Source organism: Psychrobacter sp. Ps6 (assembly GCF_022129235.1).
Lineage (GTDB): Bacteria > Pseudomonadota > Gammaproteobacteria > Pseudomonadales > Moraxellaceae > Psychrobacter.
The window spans coordinates 70,304-87,926 of the sequence record NZ_JADQAI010000004.1 but is presented as its reverse complement, the minus strand read 5'-3'; the positions used below and the strand labels follow the sequence as shown (position 1 = coordinate 87,926).

General features: G+C 42.4%; 16 protein-coding genes. 7 read left to right on the top strand and 9 right to left on the bottom strand.

The genetic code is table 11. The annotated features are described in order from the left end of the window. Positions 1 to 87: 87 nt before the first annotated feature. Complete coding sequence (locus tag I3255_RS06220) at positions 88 to 1,974, top strand: monovalent cation:proton antiporter-2 (CPA2) family protein (protein ID WP_238037952.1); 1,887 nt, start codon at positions 88 to 90, stop codon at positions 1,972 to 1,974. A gap of 23 nt (positions 1,975 to 1,997) precedes the next feature. On the opposite strand, the gene I3255_RS06215 is transcribed toward I3255_RS06220, so the two are convergent. Continuing rightward, entirely contained in the window at positions 1,998 to 2,927 is a 930-nt protein-coding gene (locus I3255_RS06215; protein ID WP_238037950.1) for a DUF2628 domain-containing protein, read from the bottom strand. Positions 2,928 to 3,124: 197 nt separating this feature from the next. Here I3255_RS06215 and trmB point away from each other — a divergent pair, with 197 nt between their 5' ends. The 3 genes from trmB (at position 3,125) to I3255_RS06200 (ending at position 7,191) form a co-directional block, all read left to right on the top strand. Continuing rightward, a complete protein-coding gene (gene trmB, locus I3255_RS06210; protein WP_238037948.1) occupies positions 3,125 to 3,964 on the top strand; it encodes a tRNA (guanosine(46)-N7)-methyltransferase TrmB in 840 nt (279 codons plus the stop codon). Between the two features lie 1,036 nt (positions 3,965 to 5,000). Then, complete coding sequence (gene recA / locus I3255_RS06205) at positions 5,001 to 6,053, top strand: recombinase RecA (RefSeq protein ID WP_238037946.1); 1,053 nt, start codon at positions 5,001 to 5,003, stop codon at positions 6,051 to 6,053. Positions 6,054 to 6,105: 52 nt separating this feature from the next. Then, entirely contained in the window at positions 6,106 to 7,191 is a 1,086-nt protein-coding gene (locus I3255_RS06200; protein WP_238037945.1) for a regulatory protein RecX, read from the top strand. 90 nt (positions 7,192 to 7,281) lie between these two features. Here I3255_RS06200 and I3255_RS06195 read toward each other — a convergent pair whose 3' ends face one another. The 6 genes from I3255_RS06195 to I3255_RS06170 all read right to left on the bottom strand — a co-directional run bounded on the left by I3255_RS06195 (position 7,282) and on the right by I3255_RS06170 (position 13,120). After that, positions 7,282 to 7,995 (bottom strand): YidB family protein, encoded by a 714-nt coding sequence (locus I3255_RS06195; RefSeq protein ID WP_238037942.1) that lies wholly within the window; start codon positions 7,993 to 7,995, stop codon positions 7,282 to 7,284. Positions 7,996 to 8,241: 246 nt separating this feature from the next. After that, entirely contained in the window at positions 8,242 to 8,691 is a 450-nt protein-coding gene (locus I3255_RS06190; RefSeq protein WP_238037940.1) for a hypothetical protein, read from the bottom strand. Between the two features lie 28 nt (positions 8,692 to 8,719). After that, on the bottom strand, positions 8,720 to 9,001 hold the full coding sequence (locus tag I3255_RS06185) for a succinate dehydrogenase assembly factor 2 (protein WP_201598062.1): 282 nt from the start codon (positions 8,999 to 9,001) through the stop codon (positions 8,720 to 8,722). Positions 9,002 to 9,106: 105 nt separating this feature from the next. Beyond that, the gene (folP, locus tag I3255_RS06180) at positions 9,107 to 10,027 is read right to left on the bottom strand and encodes a dihydropteroate synthase (protein WP_238037937.1); all 921 of its coding nucleotides are present in this window, start codon (positions 10,025 to 10,027) and stop codon (positions 9,107 to 9,109) included. Between the two features lie 164 nt (positions 10,028 to 10,191). Next, positions 10,192 to 12,087, bottom strand: a complete 1,896-nt coding sequence (ftsH, locus tag I3255_RS06175; RefSeq protein WP_238037935.1) for an ATP-dependent zinc metalloprotease FtsH — start codon at positions 12,085 to 12,087, stop codon at positions 10,192 to 10,194. 400 nt (positions 12,088 to 12,487) lie between these two features. Further along, positions 12,488 to 13,120 carry an SAM-dependent methyltransferase gene (locus I3255_RS06170; RefSeq protein ID WP_238037932.1) on the bottom strand — a complete coding sequence of 211 codons (633 nt, stop codon included), beginning with the start codon at positions 13,118 to 13,120 and terminating at the stop codon, positions 12,488 to 12,490. A 334-nt stretch (positions 13,121 to 13,454) separates the two neighbouring features. On the opposite strand from I3255_RS06170, the gene I3255_RS06165 reads away from it, so the two are divergent. Both I3255_RS06165 and I3255_RS06160 read left to right on the top strand, forming a co-directional pair. Continuing rightward, the gene (locus I3255_RS06165; protein ID WP_058024582.1) at positions 13,455 to 13,766 is read left to right on the top strand and encodes a YhbY family RNA-binding protein; all 312 of its coding nucleotides are present in this window, start codon (positions 13,455 to 13,457) and stop codon (positions 13,764 to 13,766) included. Positions 13,767 to 14,026: 260 nt separating this feature from the next. Next, on the top strand, positions 14,027 to 14,752 hold the full coding sequence (locus I3255_RS06160) for a hypothetical protein (RefSeq protein WP_238037930.1): 726 nt from the start codon (positions 14,027 to 14,029) through the stop codon (positions 14,750 to 14,752). Between the two features lie 133 nt (positions 14,753 to 14,885). Here I3255_RS06160 and I3255_RS06155 read toward each other — a convergent pair whose 3' ends face one another. Further along, positions 14,886 to 15,614 carry a CHAP domain-containing protein gene (locus I3255_RS06155; protein WP_238037927.1) on the bottom strand — a complete coding sequence of 243 codons (729 nt, stop codon included), beginning with the start codon at positions 15,612 to 15,614 and terminating at the stop codon, positions 14,886 to 14,888. Positions 15,615 to 15,859: 245 nt separating this feature from the next. On the opposite strand from I3255_RS06155, the gene I3255_RS06150 reads away from it, so the two are divergent. Next, on the top strand, positions 15,860 to 16,375 hold the full coding sequence (locus tag I3255_RS06150) for a hypothetical protein (protein ID WP_238037925.1): 516 nt from the start codon (positions 15,860 to 15,862) through the stop codon (positions 16,373 to 16,375). A gap of 298 nt (positions 16,376 to 16,673) precedes the next feature. Here I3255_RS06150 and lpxC read toward each other — a convergent pair whose 3' ends face one another. Then, on the bottom strand, positions 16,674 to 17,591 hold the full coding sequence (lpxC, locus tag I3255_RS06145) for a UDP-3-O-acyl-N-acetylglucosamine deacetylase (protein ID WP_238037922.1): 918 nt from the start codon (positions 17,589 to 17,591) through the stop codon (positions 16,674 to 16,676). Positions 17,592 to 17,623 lie beyond the last annotated feature (32 nt).

Here is a 17,623-nt window from a genome sequence, read left to right as displayed (position 1 = left end):
ATGTTGATTTTATATTTTTTCGTGATACTAATTTTAGTTATATCCGTTTTAAATTGCTTATTTTGTCCTAATTTCTGAGGATTCCAGATGTTCGCTGCCGCCGCCGGCTCACCAAATCTAATGTTACAAGCCACTATCTTTTTGGGAGCAGCGCTGCTCTTTGTTCCCCTTGGTAAACGCTTCGGTATTGCAACGGTCCTAGGCTACCTCATCACAGGGCTTATACTGGGTCCAAGCGGTTTGGATGTGGCGGGTGACGCTGAAAGTCTATTGCACTTTTCAGAGTTTGGCGTGGTCATGCTGCTGTTCATTATTGGTCTTGAGCTACAGCCCTCACGGCTTTGGGCGCTGCGCCGCTCTATATTCGTTCTTGGCGGTCTACAGGTTGGGCTGACTGGTACGCTATTGATGGGGCTATTGCACCATTTTTTCGCCTTACAGCTAGATACCGCTTTTATCGTTGGCTTTGGTTTGGCACTCTCCTCGACCGCTTTTGTGCTGCAGATATTGACCGAAAAACAGCAGCTTTCAAGCACACATGGCCGCGAAGCTTTTACTATCTTGCTATTCCAAGACATTGCGGTTATTCCTTTATTAGCGGTCATTCCGTTCTTATCAGGAGTTCGTGAGCAAAGCTACGATTTACTCTACTTTGGGAAAGTATTCGCAGTCTTTGCTGGTTTGATTTTTGCCAGTCGTTATGTGGTTCGACCCTTCTTTAAATTTGTGGCCTCAAGCGGTGCTTCAGAATTACTAACGGCGGTCGCGTTGTTTATCGTCATGGGCGTGTCTATTCTGATGGGGCAAATTGGTCTATCAATGGCACTAGGTGCATTTTTGACAGGTGTGTTGTTAGCCGACTCTGAGTATCGACACGAGTTAGAGGCCAGTATCGAGCCGTTTAAAGGATTGCTATTAGGTCTATTTTTCATGTCAGTGGGTATGCTCACTGACGTGAAACTTATTTTGGCCAAGCCGATATTTATTATTGGCTGTGCCCTCGCTTTAATGTTTATCAAGTTTGCAGTGATTGCAGCCATCGCTAAAGTATCCGGTAACCGCTGGCCAACGAGTATCAGATTGGGTGTGACCTTGGCTCAAGGCGGTGAATTTGCCTTTGTCCTGTTCAGTGTCGCCACCGCCCAAAATGTCTTACGTCCTGATCTTGCCAATACGCTGAACCTTGTCGTTACGATCTCGATGGCACTGACACCGCTAGCCTTTTTGTTATTAGAAAAAATAGGCGAACCATTATTTGCCAAGCGCAAACCAAGTCGAGAATATGACACCATTCCTGATCATGAGCATCAGGTGATCATCGCAGGCTTTGGCCGAGTCGGTCAGATCATCGGTCGTGTGCTTCGTATGCATAACATTGAATTCACAGCCATTGAACGTTCTGCCAACCGAGTAGATTTCGTACGTAAATTTGGTAATCAAGTCTATTACGGCGACCCAAAAAACCCTGAGATTCTACGAGCGGCAGGTATTCAAAAGGCGCGTGTCTTTATTTTGGCAATCGATGACCTAGAGCGCTCTATCACCACCGCTCAGTATTTACGCAAAAACTATCCTGAGTTGATTGTATTAGCCAGAGCGCGTGATCGTCAGCATTACTACCGCTTGCGCGAAGTTGGTGTGCGTCACATTTGGCGTGAGACTTACTTGTCATCTTTAGACATGTCACGTGAGTCGCTACAGCTACTCGGTATCTCTCCAGAAAAAGCTCGAGAAACAGTGAAAACGTTCCGTGATTATGATGACGACCTGATTGAGCGTCAGCAAGCCATTTACGATGATGAAGCCAGCATGATTGAGTCCGCACAATCAGCGATGGCAGAGCTTGAAAGCCTATTTGATGAAGATATCGGCAAAGCGCGCAAGATGGATTTGACCGATTTCTACGAAGCCTTGAAGAGCCAAGCGACACCAGTTGACGAAACAGACGATACCGCAACAGACTCTAAACACTAGCAAAAACTAGATAGGTATAGCTCCTAGTCAGACAGGCAGTTTTTAGGGGCTTGTTTTTTATTCAGTGAGCTTGTGCAGTCCCAGTTATCACTGTCTGGTATATGATAAAAAACCAATGTCTGCTCGTTCAGATAGCGGATTGGGAACGTCACATTTTGAATCGTTGCAATCACTGCACAATCAGTCATCGGCACGCCAGCAGCTTGAGTATCGACATACATGCGCACCTGTTGCTCCTCGGTACTGAGTGGCAAATCTACAGGACACCGCCCTGTCTGCTGATAAATCAACGCTACTCGGTTTTGGGCATTTTTGGCAATATCATAAGCATCAAATAGCACTTCATTTTCTTTTGGTTTGGCAATAATAGGTAAAAACTGCACCTTAATGACCAATAATGCAAAGGCAAAAAAACCAAACCCTAATGCCAATCCAAATAAACTAACGCCGCCTTCTTTTTTCAAATGTGCTTGCTGTGCCGCCTCATCTCGCGGATAATCGTTAATTGCATCTGCAATCTCACGTCGCGCCATCCGGTAATAATATGCATCTGTCCAGCGTGCCACCATAGCAGACCAAAACAACCAAATAATCGCAGCAATACCGATTCGCGTCGCCATTTGATAAACGTCTGGTACATAAGACATCGCCACAAACTCAAAGGCAACTAAGACGATAGCAACATTAAGCTGAATAAATGACCACCCTGCCACGCTATATACAATGGCATCCATATAGCGCTTGCGGTATAGCAGCCAAGGAAACGTCATAAAAAATGCGGCCCAATGCCATTTTGGCGACAGATAGCCTTGCCGATCAAACTGCTCAAAGCGCTTGAGATAATAGCGCTGGGTACGATCACCGATAAACCATTGATCCAGTTGCTTGCGTTTAGCAGGTGTTAATGACTCTTGATAAAACGGTGGCGGTGAATCCGTCTCAATAAATAGCATGGCAATACGCTCTACTGACTCTCAGAAAAAATATCTCTTAACGATGACACTATGATAACGCTAAAAACCATATCTAGGATAGAGAAACGACAGAACTGAGCAGCAAACGCGCTAAAATAGGATTGCACGTTCACAGTTGTATGGATTTAACTTATAATGAGCCAACCTCACTCACTTAATTAAGCCTTACAAATCCTATGAGTCAACATTCTGATATCAATGACAGCATCAATAGTAATGATACTACTGATGAGCAAACCTCTAATAATACTAGTGCGCCTATCGATACGGCTGCAAACGCTAGCCAAGAGATTGAACCTAGCTCTGACAAACACATTCGCATCGTTAATACGTTCATGAAACGGCGCACGCATATGAACAAAAACGCCGAGCTAGCACTCACCGCACCAGAATTTTCTGAGTATTTGGTCAATAACAGTTTCGGCGATGGCGACCTTTCAGGTATTGATGACTTGCGAGCATTGTTCGCTGATAGCCCGAATGGTTCTGACGCACCGCTGACCTTAGAGATTGGTTTTGGTTTGGGTGATTCATTTATCGAGATGGCAGCCGCAGAGCCCACGCGCAATTTCGTCGGTGTCGAAGTGCACGAGCCAGGTATTGGTAAATGCGCTTACATGGCAGGAACGCAAGACTTAAGCAATGTCAAAATCATCAATGGCGACGCTATTCAATTGCTGAAGCAACTACCAGAAAATCATATTGACCGTATTCAGCTATACTTTCCTGATCCATGGCAAAAGAAGCGTCATTACAAACGCCGTTTCGTCAGTCCTGAGCGTATGGCTATCGTTACGCGCAGTCTAAAACAAGGCGGTTGGTTTCATACAGCCACTGACTGGGAGCATTATGCATTTTGGATGGTTGAGGTATTGGATGGTTTTGCTGGATTGACCAATAAAGCAGGCGCAGGCAACTTTACCGACCGTCCTGACTTTCGTCCAATGACCAAGTTTGAGCGTCGCGGTCTTGAGCGTGGTCACGGGGTCTGGGATTTGATCTATATCAAAGACTAACAAACACAATCTTGCTATCGATAATTTTGACAAAGCGGCTATTCTATTTAGCCGCTTTTTTGTGCCCGTTTATAAGCTTGCTATCATGGCTATAAATATGCTTAGCGGGTCGTTGGTTGCTTTTATCTCGTCATACTCTTGACTTCAAAGCCCTATAGTATGGTAATACGTGAAAGAATCATAAATTGTAATTATGTGAAACATAGCGCCTAGGGCCCCATTTGTCGATGAAAAATCATCTTTGACACACAACATTGGAAGCTTGCAATATATAACCTATACACGCAAGCATAGATACCATAAGGGCTTCGAGAGTTCTCCCCATAAGCTGTGGATAACCCTGTGTATAAGTCACCACTTGACAACTATATGCCTAGGAAACTTAAAGGATAAGGTAAAATCGTTCATTTTTTGTACAATTAAAAAATTATTTTAAATCAAATACTTATATCAAATACAAAGCCATAAAAAATTATTTTAAATATTTTCAAAAATAATTTAGCCGTTTATAATGTTTCACAATCAATAAAAATAAACACATTATTTGTTGTGGACAACTCATAAGTCTATTGACAAACATAGCTGTTATCAGGTTCAAAAACACATTTGAACAAATGGCTATCTTCGTGAATCCTCACTCTTATATCGTACGACATTCAGTGTCGTTTAGCGTCGTCCAAGACTCAATATAGCGCTTGGATTTTGTTATAATCACTCTATCGAATCAATAGCATTACAGAGACTCAGATAACTATTAGTCATCAATATCCGACTCAAAATCTATTGTAACTGTGATTGATTATGAACTTATTTTTACTTCTCTCGTTATTTAATTTTACTGTATAGTAGAGCGATATCTCGATATTACTACTGATAGCAGTCGTATGACAACCTGTTTATTTAAGCCAGTTGTCAGAGCGCTAATAGCTATGTTATTTACCTTACTAGCGCTGCTCAGTATGCACCAGTTATCACTCTTAGACGTATAAATCTTTTATCTATAGCGCCAAATCAATTATCAAAAAAGGAATCCAGTATGGACGACAATAAAGCCAAAGCCCTCAAAGCGGCATTAGGTCAAATTGAAAAGCAATTTGGTAAAAATACCATCATGCATCTGGGTGATGATTCAGCCATTCTTGATGCCGATGTGGTCTCAACAGGTTCTCTTGGTCTAGATATCGCACTTGGTATTGGTGGATTGCCAAAAGGTCGTATCATCGAGATCTACGGCCCTGAGAGCTCAGGTAAAACCACAATGACCTTGCAAGCAATCGCAGAGTGTCAAAAACAAGGCGGCACCTGTGCGTTTATCGATGCTGAGCATGCGCTTGACCCTGTGTATGCACGCAAGCTGGGCGTCAATACCGATGACTTACTACTATCGCAACCTGATAACGGTGAGCAAGCGCTTGAAATTACTGACATGCTCGTGCGTTCAGGCGCGATCGATATGATCGTTATTGACTCAGTTGCTGCCTTGACTCCGCGTGCAGAAATTGAAGGCGAGATGGGTGACTCACACATGGGTCTGCAAGCGCGTCTGATGAGCCAAGCGCTACGTAAGATTACTGGTAATGCCAAACGCTCTAATTGTATGGTTGTGTTTATTAACCAAATCCGTATGAAAATTGGTGTTATGTTTGGTAGCCCAGAGACTACAACTGGTGGTAATGCCCTTAAGTTTTACGCCTCTGTCCGTATGGACATTCGCCGCATTGGCGCGGTCAAAAATGGTGATGAGATCATCGGTAACCAAACCCGTGTCAAAGTCATCAAAAACAAAATGGCACCACCTTTCCGCCAAGCTGAGTTTGAAATTACTTATGGCGAAGGTACCAACCATTTGGCTGAAGTGATTGACTTGGGCGTCGAGATTGGCGCGGTTGGTAAGGCAGGTTCATGGTACAGCTATGGCGATGAAAAAATCGGTCAAGGTAAAGCGAACTCTGTCCTATTCTTAAAAGAAAACCCTGCTATTGCCAAAGAGATCGAAGATAAAATTCGTGACGAAAAACTTGGTACGAAAAAAGATAGCAAAGCGCCTGAAACTGACGATGTAGAACTGGCACCTGAATCTGTACAATAATGGTTTGCTAGTAACCATTATCAGTGACCGCTATAAATAATCATGACTTATTATGAAAATTAAAACATTGGCTGAAATCTTAGCTGAGTCGGAAACCGACTCAGCTAGTTCTGTTGATAGCAAACGAAAAAAACCTACTAAACACTCCTATCAAAACACATCTAAAAAATCAGGTAAATCTAGCAGGCCTTCCAAATACCCAGCTCAAGATGATTCAAGCACTAGTGAGCCTACTGTTGATACAGCGTATTTTGAAGAATCTTCTGCTAAGATAAAAAAGACCTCCAAATCCAAAAAACGTAAAAAGCGCTTTCATCCAGCTGCTAACTTCACCGCTGAGCCAAGTAATACACCTGCTTATCAGCCACCTGAAGCACAAACCATCAAAGAGATGCTGGCAGAAGTCAAACTCAGCGCTCATCGTGATGAGACAGAGGATAGTTCAGCTATAGACAATAGTATTGAACCGTCTTCAGGAAGCTCGGATCATGAATCCGAATTGTCTACCGCTAATGATAGTGATATAGACAGCCAAGACGATAATATACCAGCCGCTCTCAAAGCTTACTTACGTACCCCTGAACAAAAACAAGCAGAAATCGATGCCATTAAAGCTGAAAGCCGACTACGTTGGCTCGCATTCTATTACTTGTCACGCCGTGAATATGGCAAGGCTGAGCTCAAACAAAAACTGATCGACAAAGAACAAGACCCAGAAAAAATCGATGCCCTACTCGATGAGTTCGCGGAAAAAGGCTATCAGAGCGATTATCGTACTACCCTAATGCTCATACGTGAGAATATTCGTAAAGGTCGTGGACGCGGGCGAATCAAGCAAGAGTTCTATCGTAAACAAATCGCTATGCCAGGCAATATCGATGAATTGATTGATATGGCAAATAGCGACTCTGAAGAATTTAGCGAATTTGTCGATGACAGTGCAGATAATTTGGTCGATGGCGTAGATTGGCTAAAACTCGCTGTGGTAGCCCGTACTAAAAAATACGGTGATGACATACCTACTGAGCAAAAAGACAAAGCCAAACAACTGCGATTTTTGCAGTATCGAGGGTTCAATACAGATATCTGCTTTGCAGCGCTCAACTATACAGTGGAGACGTTAGATGAGCGATTTTAAAACCTTAATACTATTACAATAGACATAAAAAAGAGCACGTCGTCAAACGTACTCTAAATTTATGACTCTAAGCTTTTTTAATTCAATCCGTTACTTTAAAGTACCGAGACGATTAGATAGCTGACTGATAATTTGATCAATCTCTTCGTTGGCTTCAGCCTCATTATCTAGATTGCCATTAGGCGTGAGCTGGTTCATCACCTCAGGCAGTAATTCAGCCAAACCTTGACGTACTTCTGCTTCGTTTGCACCCGTGCGCGCTGCTACTTGCTGGATTTCGTTTTCGTCAAACAGCTGGTTTATTTCATTCGGGTCCAAGTTGTCATTGACCTCATTCGTGCTCATCCAAGAGCGTGCTTGTTCAGCATGACCCATGCCAGTAACTTTTGATAATGCACCGCCTATACCGCCATTACGCTTGATCCAGCTCAGCACCATTGGCATAAGGACAGCGATAAGCATCCCTTTGCCGCCAAAGCCACTACTGTTACGCTGACCGCCCAACACACTACCTAAGATATCTCCCAGTCCACCAGCGCCTGAGCTGACGCTACCACGCTGATTGCCACCAGCCAAACCACCAATGATATCGTCTAGCCCGAAGCCATTATCTGGCTTACGATCGTATTGCTGCGGATTATAGCCACCTCCTTGACTACCGCTGCCCAATACGCTGCCTAATATATCGCCCAAGCCGCCAGTACGACGTGGGTCGGTGCGTTGGTTGACTGGGTTGCGCTGAGCATCGTCTGGATTCATTGCGCTACGTGCGACTTGGCTGACCAAATTCCCTAATAAGCTCATACTCTATTCCTCTTTTTGTCATATTATTTATCATAAAAACCTACTGCCTAATCTTATAAATACTTGCTTTTCGCTTGTATAAATTTGAAAAATAAGACAGTCGGTTTATGTGCTTTGTTATTGACTTTTAATATAACAAAACTCTTTGAGCATCGAGATAGTTGTTTTGTTATGGCATGTAGGTAATCGTAAGCTCATAAAAAAGAGAGAAAAACTGAATAAAGATATGAAGACTAATTAGCAAATTTAACCTTTATTGATATTGGCTAAAATACTAAGCTCTCGCCATTGCTCAAGGCTTACTTGATCGCGAAATATAGTCATTGATAAAGATCGCTGATAAGGCTCAACGATACTGAACTCAAAAACCATTGCCAATTGATAGCGGTTGACAGAGATTAAATGCGCTTGCCATAGCTCATCGCCGCGGCCTGTTCGCATCAACAACTGCCATTGTTTATCCATACGCTGACCAAGGGGTGGTTGGCTAAGATGCAGTATGGTTGGTCGAGATATGGCTAGATAACTTGCAACCGCTGCTGACACTATAAAGATAATTAGGTACTGCCAAAACGCTAAAGAGGCCAGCCATGCCAACACAATCATGATGGCGGCCAAGCTAACATACAGCAGCCAACGTAAGTAACTGGCAGGCTGGATAGCTGTATCAATGCGTAGAGACGTTACTAATGTCATCTATATATGCCAATCAATTGCACAGCATCTATACCAAGTCTTTGGTATGACGCCATGTTTTTATCTTATTGACTAGCGCCCATATGTCATCTTCTTCTGGACGATTCTGATTGGTAAAATAATCTAATAGATCAGGGTCTTCATGGGTGAGCATTTGGGCAAAGGTTTCTTGCTCAGCAGAATCTGCTGTCAGATATAGCTCTTTGACATAAGGATCGATATAAAAATCTAACTCTTTTAAGCCGCGACGAGCTTGATAAATAATACGGCGCTGCTCATTGGTCGGTTCTGGCTGAGTGATACTGGTCATAGAGATACTCTCTTTTATTTCAATAGTTTTTGATGTGATATTCAATCATGGTGGAGAACTGGATTGTAAATATTGCATTTATATGCTTATCGTGATGCATCTTTATCAAGCATTTGTACTAATAATACGATGCTCATGATGGTACGTCGCTAATTGACTCCATAAGGCCACTGCTTGCTGCATCATCCCTACATTATGCGTGCGGATGATGCTTGCACCTTGTTGTAGCGCAAATATCCCAGCAGCAGTCCCTACTGCATCTCGTTCTGTCGCTTGAGTGGTTTGCAATACTTTGAGACCGCTATTGGTCAATACCTCTGCCAAAAAGCGCTTACGTGAAATACCAAACATCATTGGTAAACCCAATGCCCGTAAGCTATCCAACTGACTTAATAAAGCACAATGATGCTCATAGTTTTTGGCAAAACCAAAACCTGGATCAATAATAATATTTTCCTGCTTAACCCCAAGGCGCATTACCTCTTCGATACGTGCGGTCAGTTCTGTGCTCACTTCATCAATCACATCGTCATACTGTGCCAGATTGTTCATCGTCGTTGGCTCACCGCGCATATGCATCAGCATGACAGGAATATCGAGGCTAGCGGCCAGTTCTGCAGCGCCAGTACGTTTTAGTGCTCTGACATCGTTCCAAATATCAGCACCAGCATCAAACGCTGCCTGCATGACCTCTGGATTGCTGGTATCAATAGACAACCAAATACCGTCTCCACAATGCTGGCGTATAGCTTGTACTACTGGCACAACCCGTTGTAGCTCCTCAGCAGTCGCTACAGCATCTGCATTGGGACGAGTAGATTCGCCACCAATATCAATAATAGTAGCACCGTTATCCATCATTCTCTGACAATGAGCAACGGCACTTTCTACCGCATTGAACTGCCCACCATCTGAGAATGAATCTGGCGTTACATTCAAGATACCCATGATATGCGGCTCAGACAAATTCAAGGTTTTATTACGGCTTGATATCTTGTAGTTGGGTAAAGGCTGAAATAATGACATGACCGATCCATCATAAATAAATTGTATAAAATAGCTCGAGGGTTCGTTATCTGTGCTTATGATACCAGTAAATCTTATGACGTCCTAAGCCCTTCATAAAATGAAAGCAATAAAAAAGCCCTTTCTCATAAAGGGCTTTTTATCAAATACAAATCAGATATGTACTACATCGCTGGTAATGGTGGCGGTGTAGAAGTAGTCGTTTTAATGTCGTTTTTTGACAAGTTAACTTCGTTATGCTGATAGACTCTTGGTGGACGCGGTTCTTCACCTGCTAGAATATCTTGCAATTGGTCACGATCAATGGTTTCCCAGTTCATGAGCGCTTCGACCATTGCATGCATTTTATCTTGATTGGCTTCAATCAATTCGCGAGCGATATCGTACTGCTCTTCTAGCATACGGCGCACTTCTTCATCGACCTTTTGCTGCGTGGCTTCTGAAATCGTACGACCACCGCCGCCAAAGTATCCTTGCGAGCTGTCATCATCTTCATACACCATGACACCTAGTGCATCAGACATACCGTACTTCGTGACCATTGCGCGTGCCATTTTGGTTGCACGTTCAAAGTCGTTTGAAGCACCCGTTGACATCTGATTGATAAAGACTTCCTCAGCGATACGACCACCGAACAAAATCGCAATGTCGCTTAACATCTTAGATTTGTACATGCTGGTTTGATCGTGCTCAGGCAACTGCCAAGTAACACCAAGCGCAAAACCACGAGGCATAATAGTGACCTTATGCACAGGATCAGTACCTGGCAGTAGCTCAGCTACTAGCGCATGGCCTGCTTCATGATACGCAGTCGCACGGCGCTCTTCTTCGCGTATCACCATCGATTTACGCTCAGGACCCATGTATAGCTTATCTTTGGCATCTTCAAAGTCATTCATATCGACGCTGGTTTTGTTGCGACGCGCCGCAAATAATGCCGCTTCATTAACAAGGTTTGCTAATTGCGCACCACTAAATCCTGGCGTACCACGAGCAAGAGAACCTGCATCGACACTGATAGTGTTTGGCAGTTTTCTTAAATGCACTTTTAAAATCTGCTCACGGCCTTTGATGTCTGGCAAGCCTACTTGTACCTGACGGTCAAAACGACCTGGACGCAATAGCGCTTTATCTAATACGTCAGCGCGGTTGGTCGCTGCAATGACGATTACCCCTTCATTGCCCTCAAAGCCATCCATCTCAACCAATAACTGGTTCAACGTTTGCTCACGCTCATCATTACCGCCGCCCATACCAGAGCCACGATGACGCCCGACCGCATCAATCTCATCGATAAAGATAATACAAGGCGCGCTCTTTTTCGCCTGCTCGAACATATCGCGTACACGTGATGCACCTACACCAACGAACATCTCAACAAAGTCAGAACCTGAGATTGAGAAGAATGGTACTTTAGCTTCACCAGCAATGGCTCTTGCTAGCAATGTCTTACCCGTACCCGGTGGACCCACCATTAAGATACCACGAGGAATCGTTGCACCAAGTTTGGTAAATTTATCCGGATCACGTAAGAAATCGACCACTTCAACGACTTCTTCTTTGGCTTCTTCACAACCAGCCACATCTTCAAAATTTACCTTGATTTGGTCTTCCGTCAACATCTTCGCTTTTGACTTACCAAAGCTCATTGGGCCGCCGCCTTTACCGCCAGCGCCGCCTTGCATATTACGCATAAAGAATAAAAACAGACCAATAATCAGTAAAATTGGGAAACTGGCTATCAGTAGTTGCATCAATACGCTTTGGCGCTTTGGTGCGGTCCCTTGGACTTCGACTTGGTTCTCACGTAGCATTGGCATCAACTGGTCATCTGTCACAGCTGGTCTAATGGTCTCAAAAGATGAGCCATTTTTCTTCTCGCCGGTGATCTGTTCGCCGTCGATTTCGACACTGGCTACTTGGTTTTCTGACACAGCGGTCACAAACTCAGAGTAGTTAAGGTTATCTGGCTCAGATGATTGATCAAAGCCACTAAACACCAGCACCAAAACGCCGATTACCACCAGCCACAATAAGGTATTTTTTACCATGTCGCTCACTAGTTATTCCCATCCCTTACTTATTGGTGTGTTTACTAAACACGTGACGTCTATAAACGTATTACTCATTTTCGATAAACTTCCTAATATCAAAAAAACTTCACTTAGACTTGTATGATATATAAATAGCATAAAGACTGTTTTTACAAGTAATCAATACAATATAAGTGCAAACTTATCATCATTGAGCTTATAAAACGCTTATTATCAGACGACTTTGCCTAAAACATATGCTAAAAACAAAGGTAATATACCATGATATGTGGTGCCAACCCGTATAATTCAAGCAGCTTTCATGATTATTCAGTTAACGATTGTAGCGATTTTCACCCTATGATAATAATAGTCTATGGTGATTCATTATATCGCTTACAATAGCAGCAACTTATTGATGTTAAAACTATTTAATCGCTATCCAAAACATCTCTTTTGATCGCGGTCGCGAAGCACCTGGCTTTATACTACGAATCTTACTAAAATCCTGCTGCATCTGCTTGCGTAATTCTTGTGTACCTTCACCTTGAAACACTTTCATAATAAGTGCGCCACCTTTGGGTAAGGTTGATAAAGCAAAGTCCACTGCCAGCTCGCATAAGTACATCATACGCGGCTGATCGATAGCGCTATTTCCCGCCGTATTGGGTGCCATATCAGACAATACCACGTCGACTTGCCTATCGCCTACTTCTGCCATAATGGCATCAAACACTTCAGCTTCACGAAAGTCACCCTGAATAAAGGTAACGTCAGGCAAAGCATCCATCGCCAGAATATCAGAGGCAATCAAGATACCGTCGTCACCAACCAACTGTCCCGCTACTTGAGACCAACTGCCAGGCGCACTACCCAAGTCTACAACCGTCATGCCTTTTTTAATCAGGTTGGTTTTTTCATTAATCTCTAATAACTTATAGGCGGCACGGGCACGGTAGCCATCTTTTTGAGCTTTCTGTACATAGTGATCGTCAATGTGCTCTTTCATCCAAGCACTGCTGCTCTTTGATAGTTTTTTGTTTTCGATACGCGTGGCCAAAATACCTGCTCCTATTGCTTGACTAAATCTAGCTGCTTTAATTGCGCTATCACTTACAAACTGATACTAATCCGTTGCGGATTATTCTAAATACGGTGTTAATCAAATTTTTTATTCATGGTTGGTCGCAAACTGACCAAATTCTATTGGTTAAATAACTGTTTTATAAGGCAGTAGCGTTTATAATGTACCAAACATTCAGTTTAACATTTTCGTCACGTAAAATCGTGCAAAATCCTGCTGATCTCATGCAAGATGGTCACAGATTATCTATAATGATCACTAACTGTTTTTGACAGTACCATTTTTATTTTTACCAACACCTAGGAATTCTATGCAACTCGATAACGCTACCATCAAACGTCTAAAAGGCATCGGTCACGAGCTAAAGCCTATCGTTATGATCGGCAACAAGGGTATTACCCCAACCATTACCGAAGAGATTGATCGCGCGCTAACAGATCATGAGCTTATCAAAGTAAAACTGCCTGCTGGCACAAAAGAAGAGCGCGACATCGTTGGCGCTGAACTTGCTAAAGCGGCTAATGCGTCTTTGGTTCATTCTATTGGACGTATGGCATTATTGCTACGTCAAAACCCAAATGCCAACCCTAAACTGTCTAACCTAGCACGTCACGCGCAGTAATATGTCATGACAGGCTTTGTTTGAGTAACAGTACGCCGCATCAGCTTAAATAATGACGGTAATTATAAAAGCCGCGATGCATCTTGCTCGCGGCTTTTATGTTGTCTGCTGGTTTTGGATTTACTTAGTTTGTCGTATCAGCCTAGGGCGTGTCCCTATTTTAAAAATGGTGATAAACGTTTGAATTAGGGATACGCCCTATTTAGTCGGTTGAATCATTTTCCATTACTTTTTAAAAGTACTACAGAGTTTGTTAAACAATGAACCAATTTTTTAATCTTGTTATCGCCACCGAGACGCTGGAAAGTGACGCACAGCAACTGGATGTGACAGTAGAAGAGTTACAGCGTATTTGCGTCAAGGTGAACGCTAAGATCGTTCGACAGCCAGCACTGCAATTACAGTTGACCTATCAAATCGCTTTACCCAGTCAAATATTAGCCAATCAATTGGTTTGGCCGACTTGGCAGCAAACCCAAGTAAGATTTGCTGACTATCTATGGGAAGAAACTTGCCTTGAATGCTTTATCGCTGGTGACACTTCAAGTGATAAAGACATTACTGAGATTCAAGACGCTGAATCTTACATTGAGATTAATACCAACCCTGATGGCCGCTATGCACTCTATAAGTTTAAAAGCTATCGTAAACCTGCCACATTACCACCAACACCTTTATACGAGGCTGATGGACATACACGTGCTTCTATTGAGTGGACGGATAATATAAATACACAGGACATAATACAGAAAGCGTTATTTGATAAATCACCGGAGGCGTATTCGCTTCATTACTATGAGCGAGGCTTTAACATTCCTCTAGTCGAATTTCCTAATCAAAAATACGCCATTGCAAATACGATTATTGAGCAGATACATCCTTGTGTTATTTTACAGCTCGGTGAGACTAGTTTATATTTTGCCCCTCAGCATGCCTCCCCGCCTGATTTTCATAATCGCGACTATTGGCCAAAATTTGTGCTTTGATTTCCTTCTACGAGCTGCGCTTATTTAGATATGGCTATTCTTAGATATCATTATTTAAAGCAAAAAAAACCCAGCAATGTCATAAAGAGCATTACTGAGTTTGGAGAAAACTTTTAATTCATTTAACTGACAATTAATTGTCAGCCATCGCAAGGTAGATACCACGGTCTGATGCATCATCAACATACCGCGAGTCACGCCATGTCGTATAGCTGTAGTTACCGCTATATGGGCTAATGCTGTTTTGACGGAAATCAGATACCCAGTCATTGCCATCAAAAATCTGGATATGACCATGTGGACGGCTTGATGTGCGGTTATAGACAACGACGTCACCAACTTGAGGTTCCATATCGTTACTGATTTTGGTAAAGCCTGCTTGGGCTAGTGTGCCACGAGAGGCATATTGATAAGCTGAAGGATTAGGCGTAAATTCGTAACCTGCTGACTGTAGCGCTTTACGTACATAGCGGGCACAGTAGCCAGAACTTCTAGATAGTGCGACTCGTGATGCGTTTGCCGCTGCGATAGCAGGAGCAGAATTGCGGTCAGGTACACGGCTTGCTTGCTGTTGACGCTGCTCGTATGATAAACGGCTAGTGAGTGACGCAAGCTGATATTCTTTTTGCTTAGCATGAGCGCTTAGGTTGTCAATGGCTTGACTGATCTCATCGTTGCTATATACATGAGCACCACTGTTAGTGCTGTAGATGTTGCGACTAGAACCATAGTTCGCAGAAGTAGAAATATTTGTGATGGTATGACTCAAGGTATTATTTGGTTGAAAGGTTGTTTCAGCAGCACCGCTCGTCTGTGCGATACCCATTCCCAATACTGACAAAATTAATAAAGCTTGTTTCATAAATTTACTACCTATTGTTAATACAAGTCTGCTCGTCATCCGTGACGAAACATCAATTAATTTAGAAGATATAATCATTAAACAAACATGATAAAATCTTTATCACAACAGCTCGTTCTTTTATAGTGACTAACACCAGTATCATCGCCCGTTTAGTCAACTACCTCATAAAATTTTGCTATATATCGCTTTTAGCATGTCTATTCTACATATCGAGTTTGTCACCTAATAGATGAGTCATCACGATGTCAAAAAAACAGCCTAATCGGCTTGCCCAGCTTATAGATCATCAAGCGTTTGCTGGTAGTGCGCTACCTCAAACTCTTGCTAATAACATGCAGCTATATATAGAAGCGACCAATGAGGTAAAAGAGCTGCTGGTAGACTGTCTACCTGAGGAAATCCTCAATACCTGTTGGGTCGTAGGCTTAACCTCTGAGCAGTTAATACTCAGTGTAGGCTCGATGACAGCGGCTAATCATATTCGCTATTTACAAAACGCGTATTTGCAAGTATTAACAGAGCAGTCAATTACATTTAAACAACTCAAGCAAATTCGCGTTGTAGTAGCTAAAACATCTGCTAATAATTATTCATCTAAACAATCATCAGCGTTATCAGCAACCTTGTCCAAACCTTGTAAAGCCAATGAAAATCAGGCTCTTAGCCAAAACACAAAACGGACTATATCACAGGCTGCAGAGCATGTCACCACTGATGAAAATCTAAAAAAAGCCCTCCTACGCCTAGCAAATCACTAAAAATACAGATATTACAATGTAAAGTTATGTAAACAAAACCGTGAAATGAGATTGATAACGCTGCCTTTTTGTAATGTCCTAAACAAAAAAAACCATCTATTGGTGACATTCAATTTATGAATAGAACCAATAGATGATTTGGAAATCACCTACAGCTTTTACGCACTCTGCCTTGGAATAAAATTCACAAAATGCTATAGACTTTATATTCAAAATATTGCATATTATATAAATGTAATTATAGCGTTGCTATGTAATATTGCGTAAATGTTTCGATACTTCGTGTATATTCCTGTATTTATCCTTCAACTGCTAAACCATTTAGCGGTGAATATTCGATTGGGCATGTTACATTGTCATCAAAAGTTACAATTTCAAAGTTATTTTCATCAGAGAGTATTTCACGCACTAACAAATTATTTAATGCATGACCAGATTTGTAGGCATTAAAACGACCGACGATAGGATAACCAATCAGATATAAATCTCCGAGCGCATCTAAAATTTTATGGCGAACAAATTCATCATTAAAGCGTAGGCCTTCTTCATTAAGAATATTGGTATCATCAATGACGATGGCATTTTCCATACTACCGCCCAAGGCCAAATTGTTCTGGCGCATTGCCTCGATATCACGCAAAAAGCCAAAAGTACGTGCTTCGCTTAGCTGCTCAATAAAGTTTTGGGTGGAGAATTGCAACTGAGCATGTTGAAAATTTTTGTCAATAGCAGGGTGATCAAAGTCAATCTCAAAGTTCAATTCAAACCCGTCATAAGGACGTAGCTCTGCCCATTTATCATCTACTTTGACTCGTACTGGTCGTACAATCTTAATGAATTTCTTTAAAGCATCTTGTTCACAGAATCCTGCATCAAGTAGCAAAGCAACAAAAGGAGCGGCACTACCATCCATAATCGGTATTTCTGAAGCAGAAACACGAATCAATAGATTATCTACGCCAAGCCCAGCGATCGCACTTAACAAGTGCTCAACCGTACCTACGCGCGTACCACCAAATACTAAGTTTGATGACATCATCGTGTCTTGCACCAAAAAAGCACTTGCTGGAATAGGTTCGCTGCCTACAATATCAGAGCGCTCGAAAACAATACCAGTATCAACCGGCTGTGGATGAAACTCCAAGTCAACAGGCTGACCACTATGGAGACCAGTACCTGTAACGGCTATCGCTGTCTTTATGGTTCTTTGGTTCATGGCTGTCTTCTCACATATTTTGTTACAATTGA

Coding starts and splice junctions, on each gene's coding strand:
- I3255_RS06160 (WP_238037930.1), top strand. CDS start 14,027: ATGAACCAATTTTTTAATCTTGTTATCGCCACCGAGACGCTGGAAAGT.
- lpxC (WP_238037922.1), bottom strand. CDS start 17,591: ATGAACCAAAGAACCATAAAGACAGCGATAGCCGTTACAGGTACTGGT.
- I3255_RS06185 (WP_201598062.1), bottom strand. CDS start 9,001: ATGACCAGTATCACTCAGCCAGAACCGACCAATGAGCAGCGCCGTATT.
- I3255_RS06195 (WP_238037942.1), bottom strand. CDS start 7,995: ATGAGCTTATTAGGGAATTTGGTCAGCCAAGTCGCACGTAGCGCAATG.
- I3255_RS06190 (WP_238037940.1), bottom strand. CDS start 8,691: ATGACATTAGTAACGTCTCTACGCATTGATACAGCTATCCAGCCTGCC.
- I3255_RS06165 (WP_058024582.1), top strand. CDS start 13,455: ATGCAACTCGATAACGCTACCATCAAACGTCTAAAAGGCATCGGTCAC.
- I3255_RS06150 (WP_238037925.1), top strand. CDS start 15,860: ATGTCAAAAAAACAGCCTAATCGGCTTGCCCAGCTTATAGATCATCAA.
- I3255_RS06215 (WP_238037950.1), bottom strand. CDS start 2,927: ATGCTATTTATTGAGACGGATTCACCGCCACCGTTTTATCAAGAGTCA.
- recA (WP_238037946.1), top strand. CDS start 5,001: ATGGACGACAATAAAGCCAAAGCCCTCAAAGCGGCATTAGGTCAAATT.
- I3255_RS06220 (WP_238037952.1), top strand. CDS start 88: ATGTTCGCTGCCGCCGCCGGCTCACCAAATCTAATGTTACAAGCCACT.
- I3255_RS06200 (WP_238037945.1), top strand. CDS start 6,106: ATGAAAATTAAAACATTGGCTGAAATCTTAGCTGAGTCGGAAACCGAC.
- folP (WP_238037937.1), bottom strand. CDS start 10,027: ATGTCATTATTTCAGCCTTTACCCAACTACAAGATATCAAGCCGTAAT.
- trmB (WP_238037948.1), top strand. CDS start 3,125: ATGAGTCAACATTCTGATATCAATGACAGCATCAATAGTAATGATACT.
- I3255_RS06155 (WP_238037927.1), bottom strand. CDS start 15,614: ATGAAACAAGCTTTATTAATTTTGTCAGTATTGGGAATGGGTATCGCA.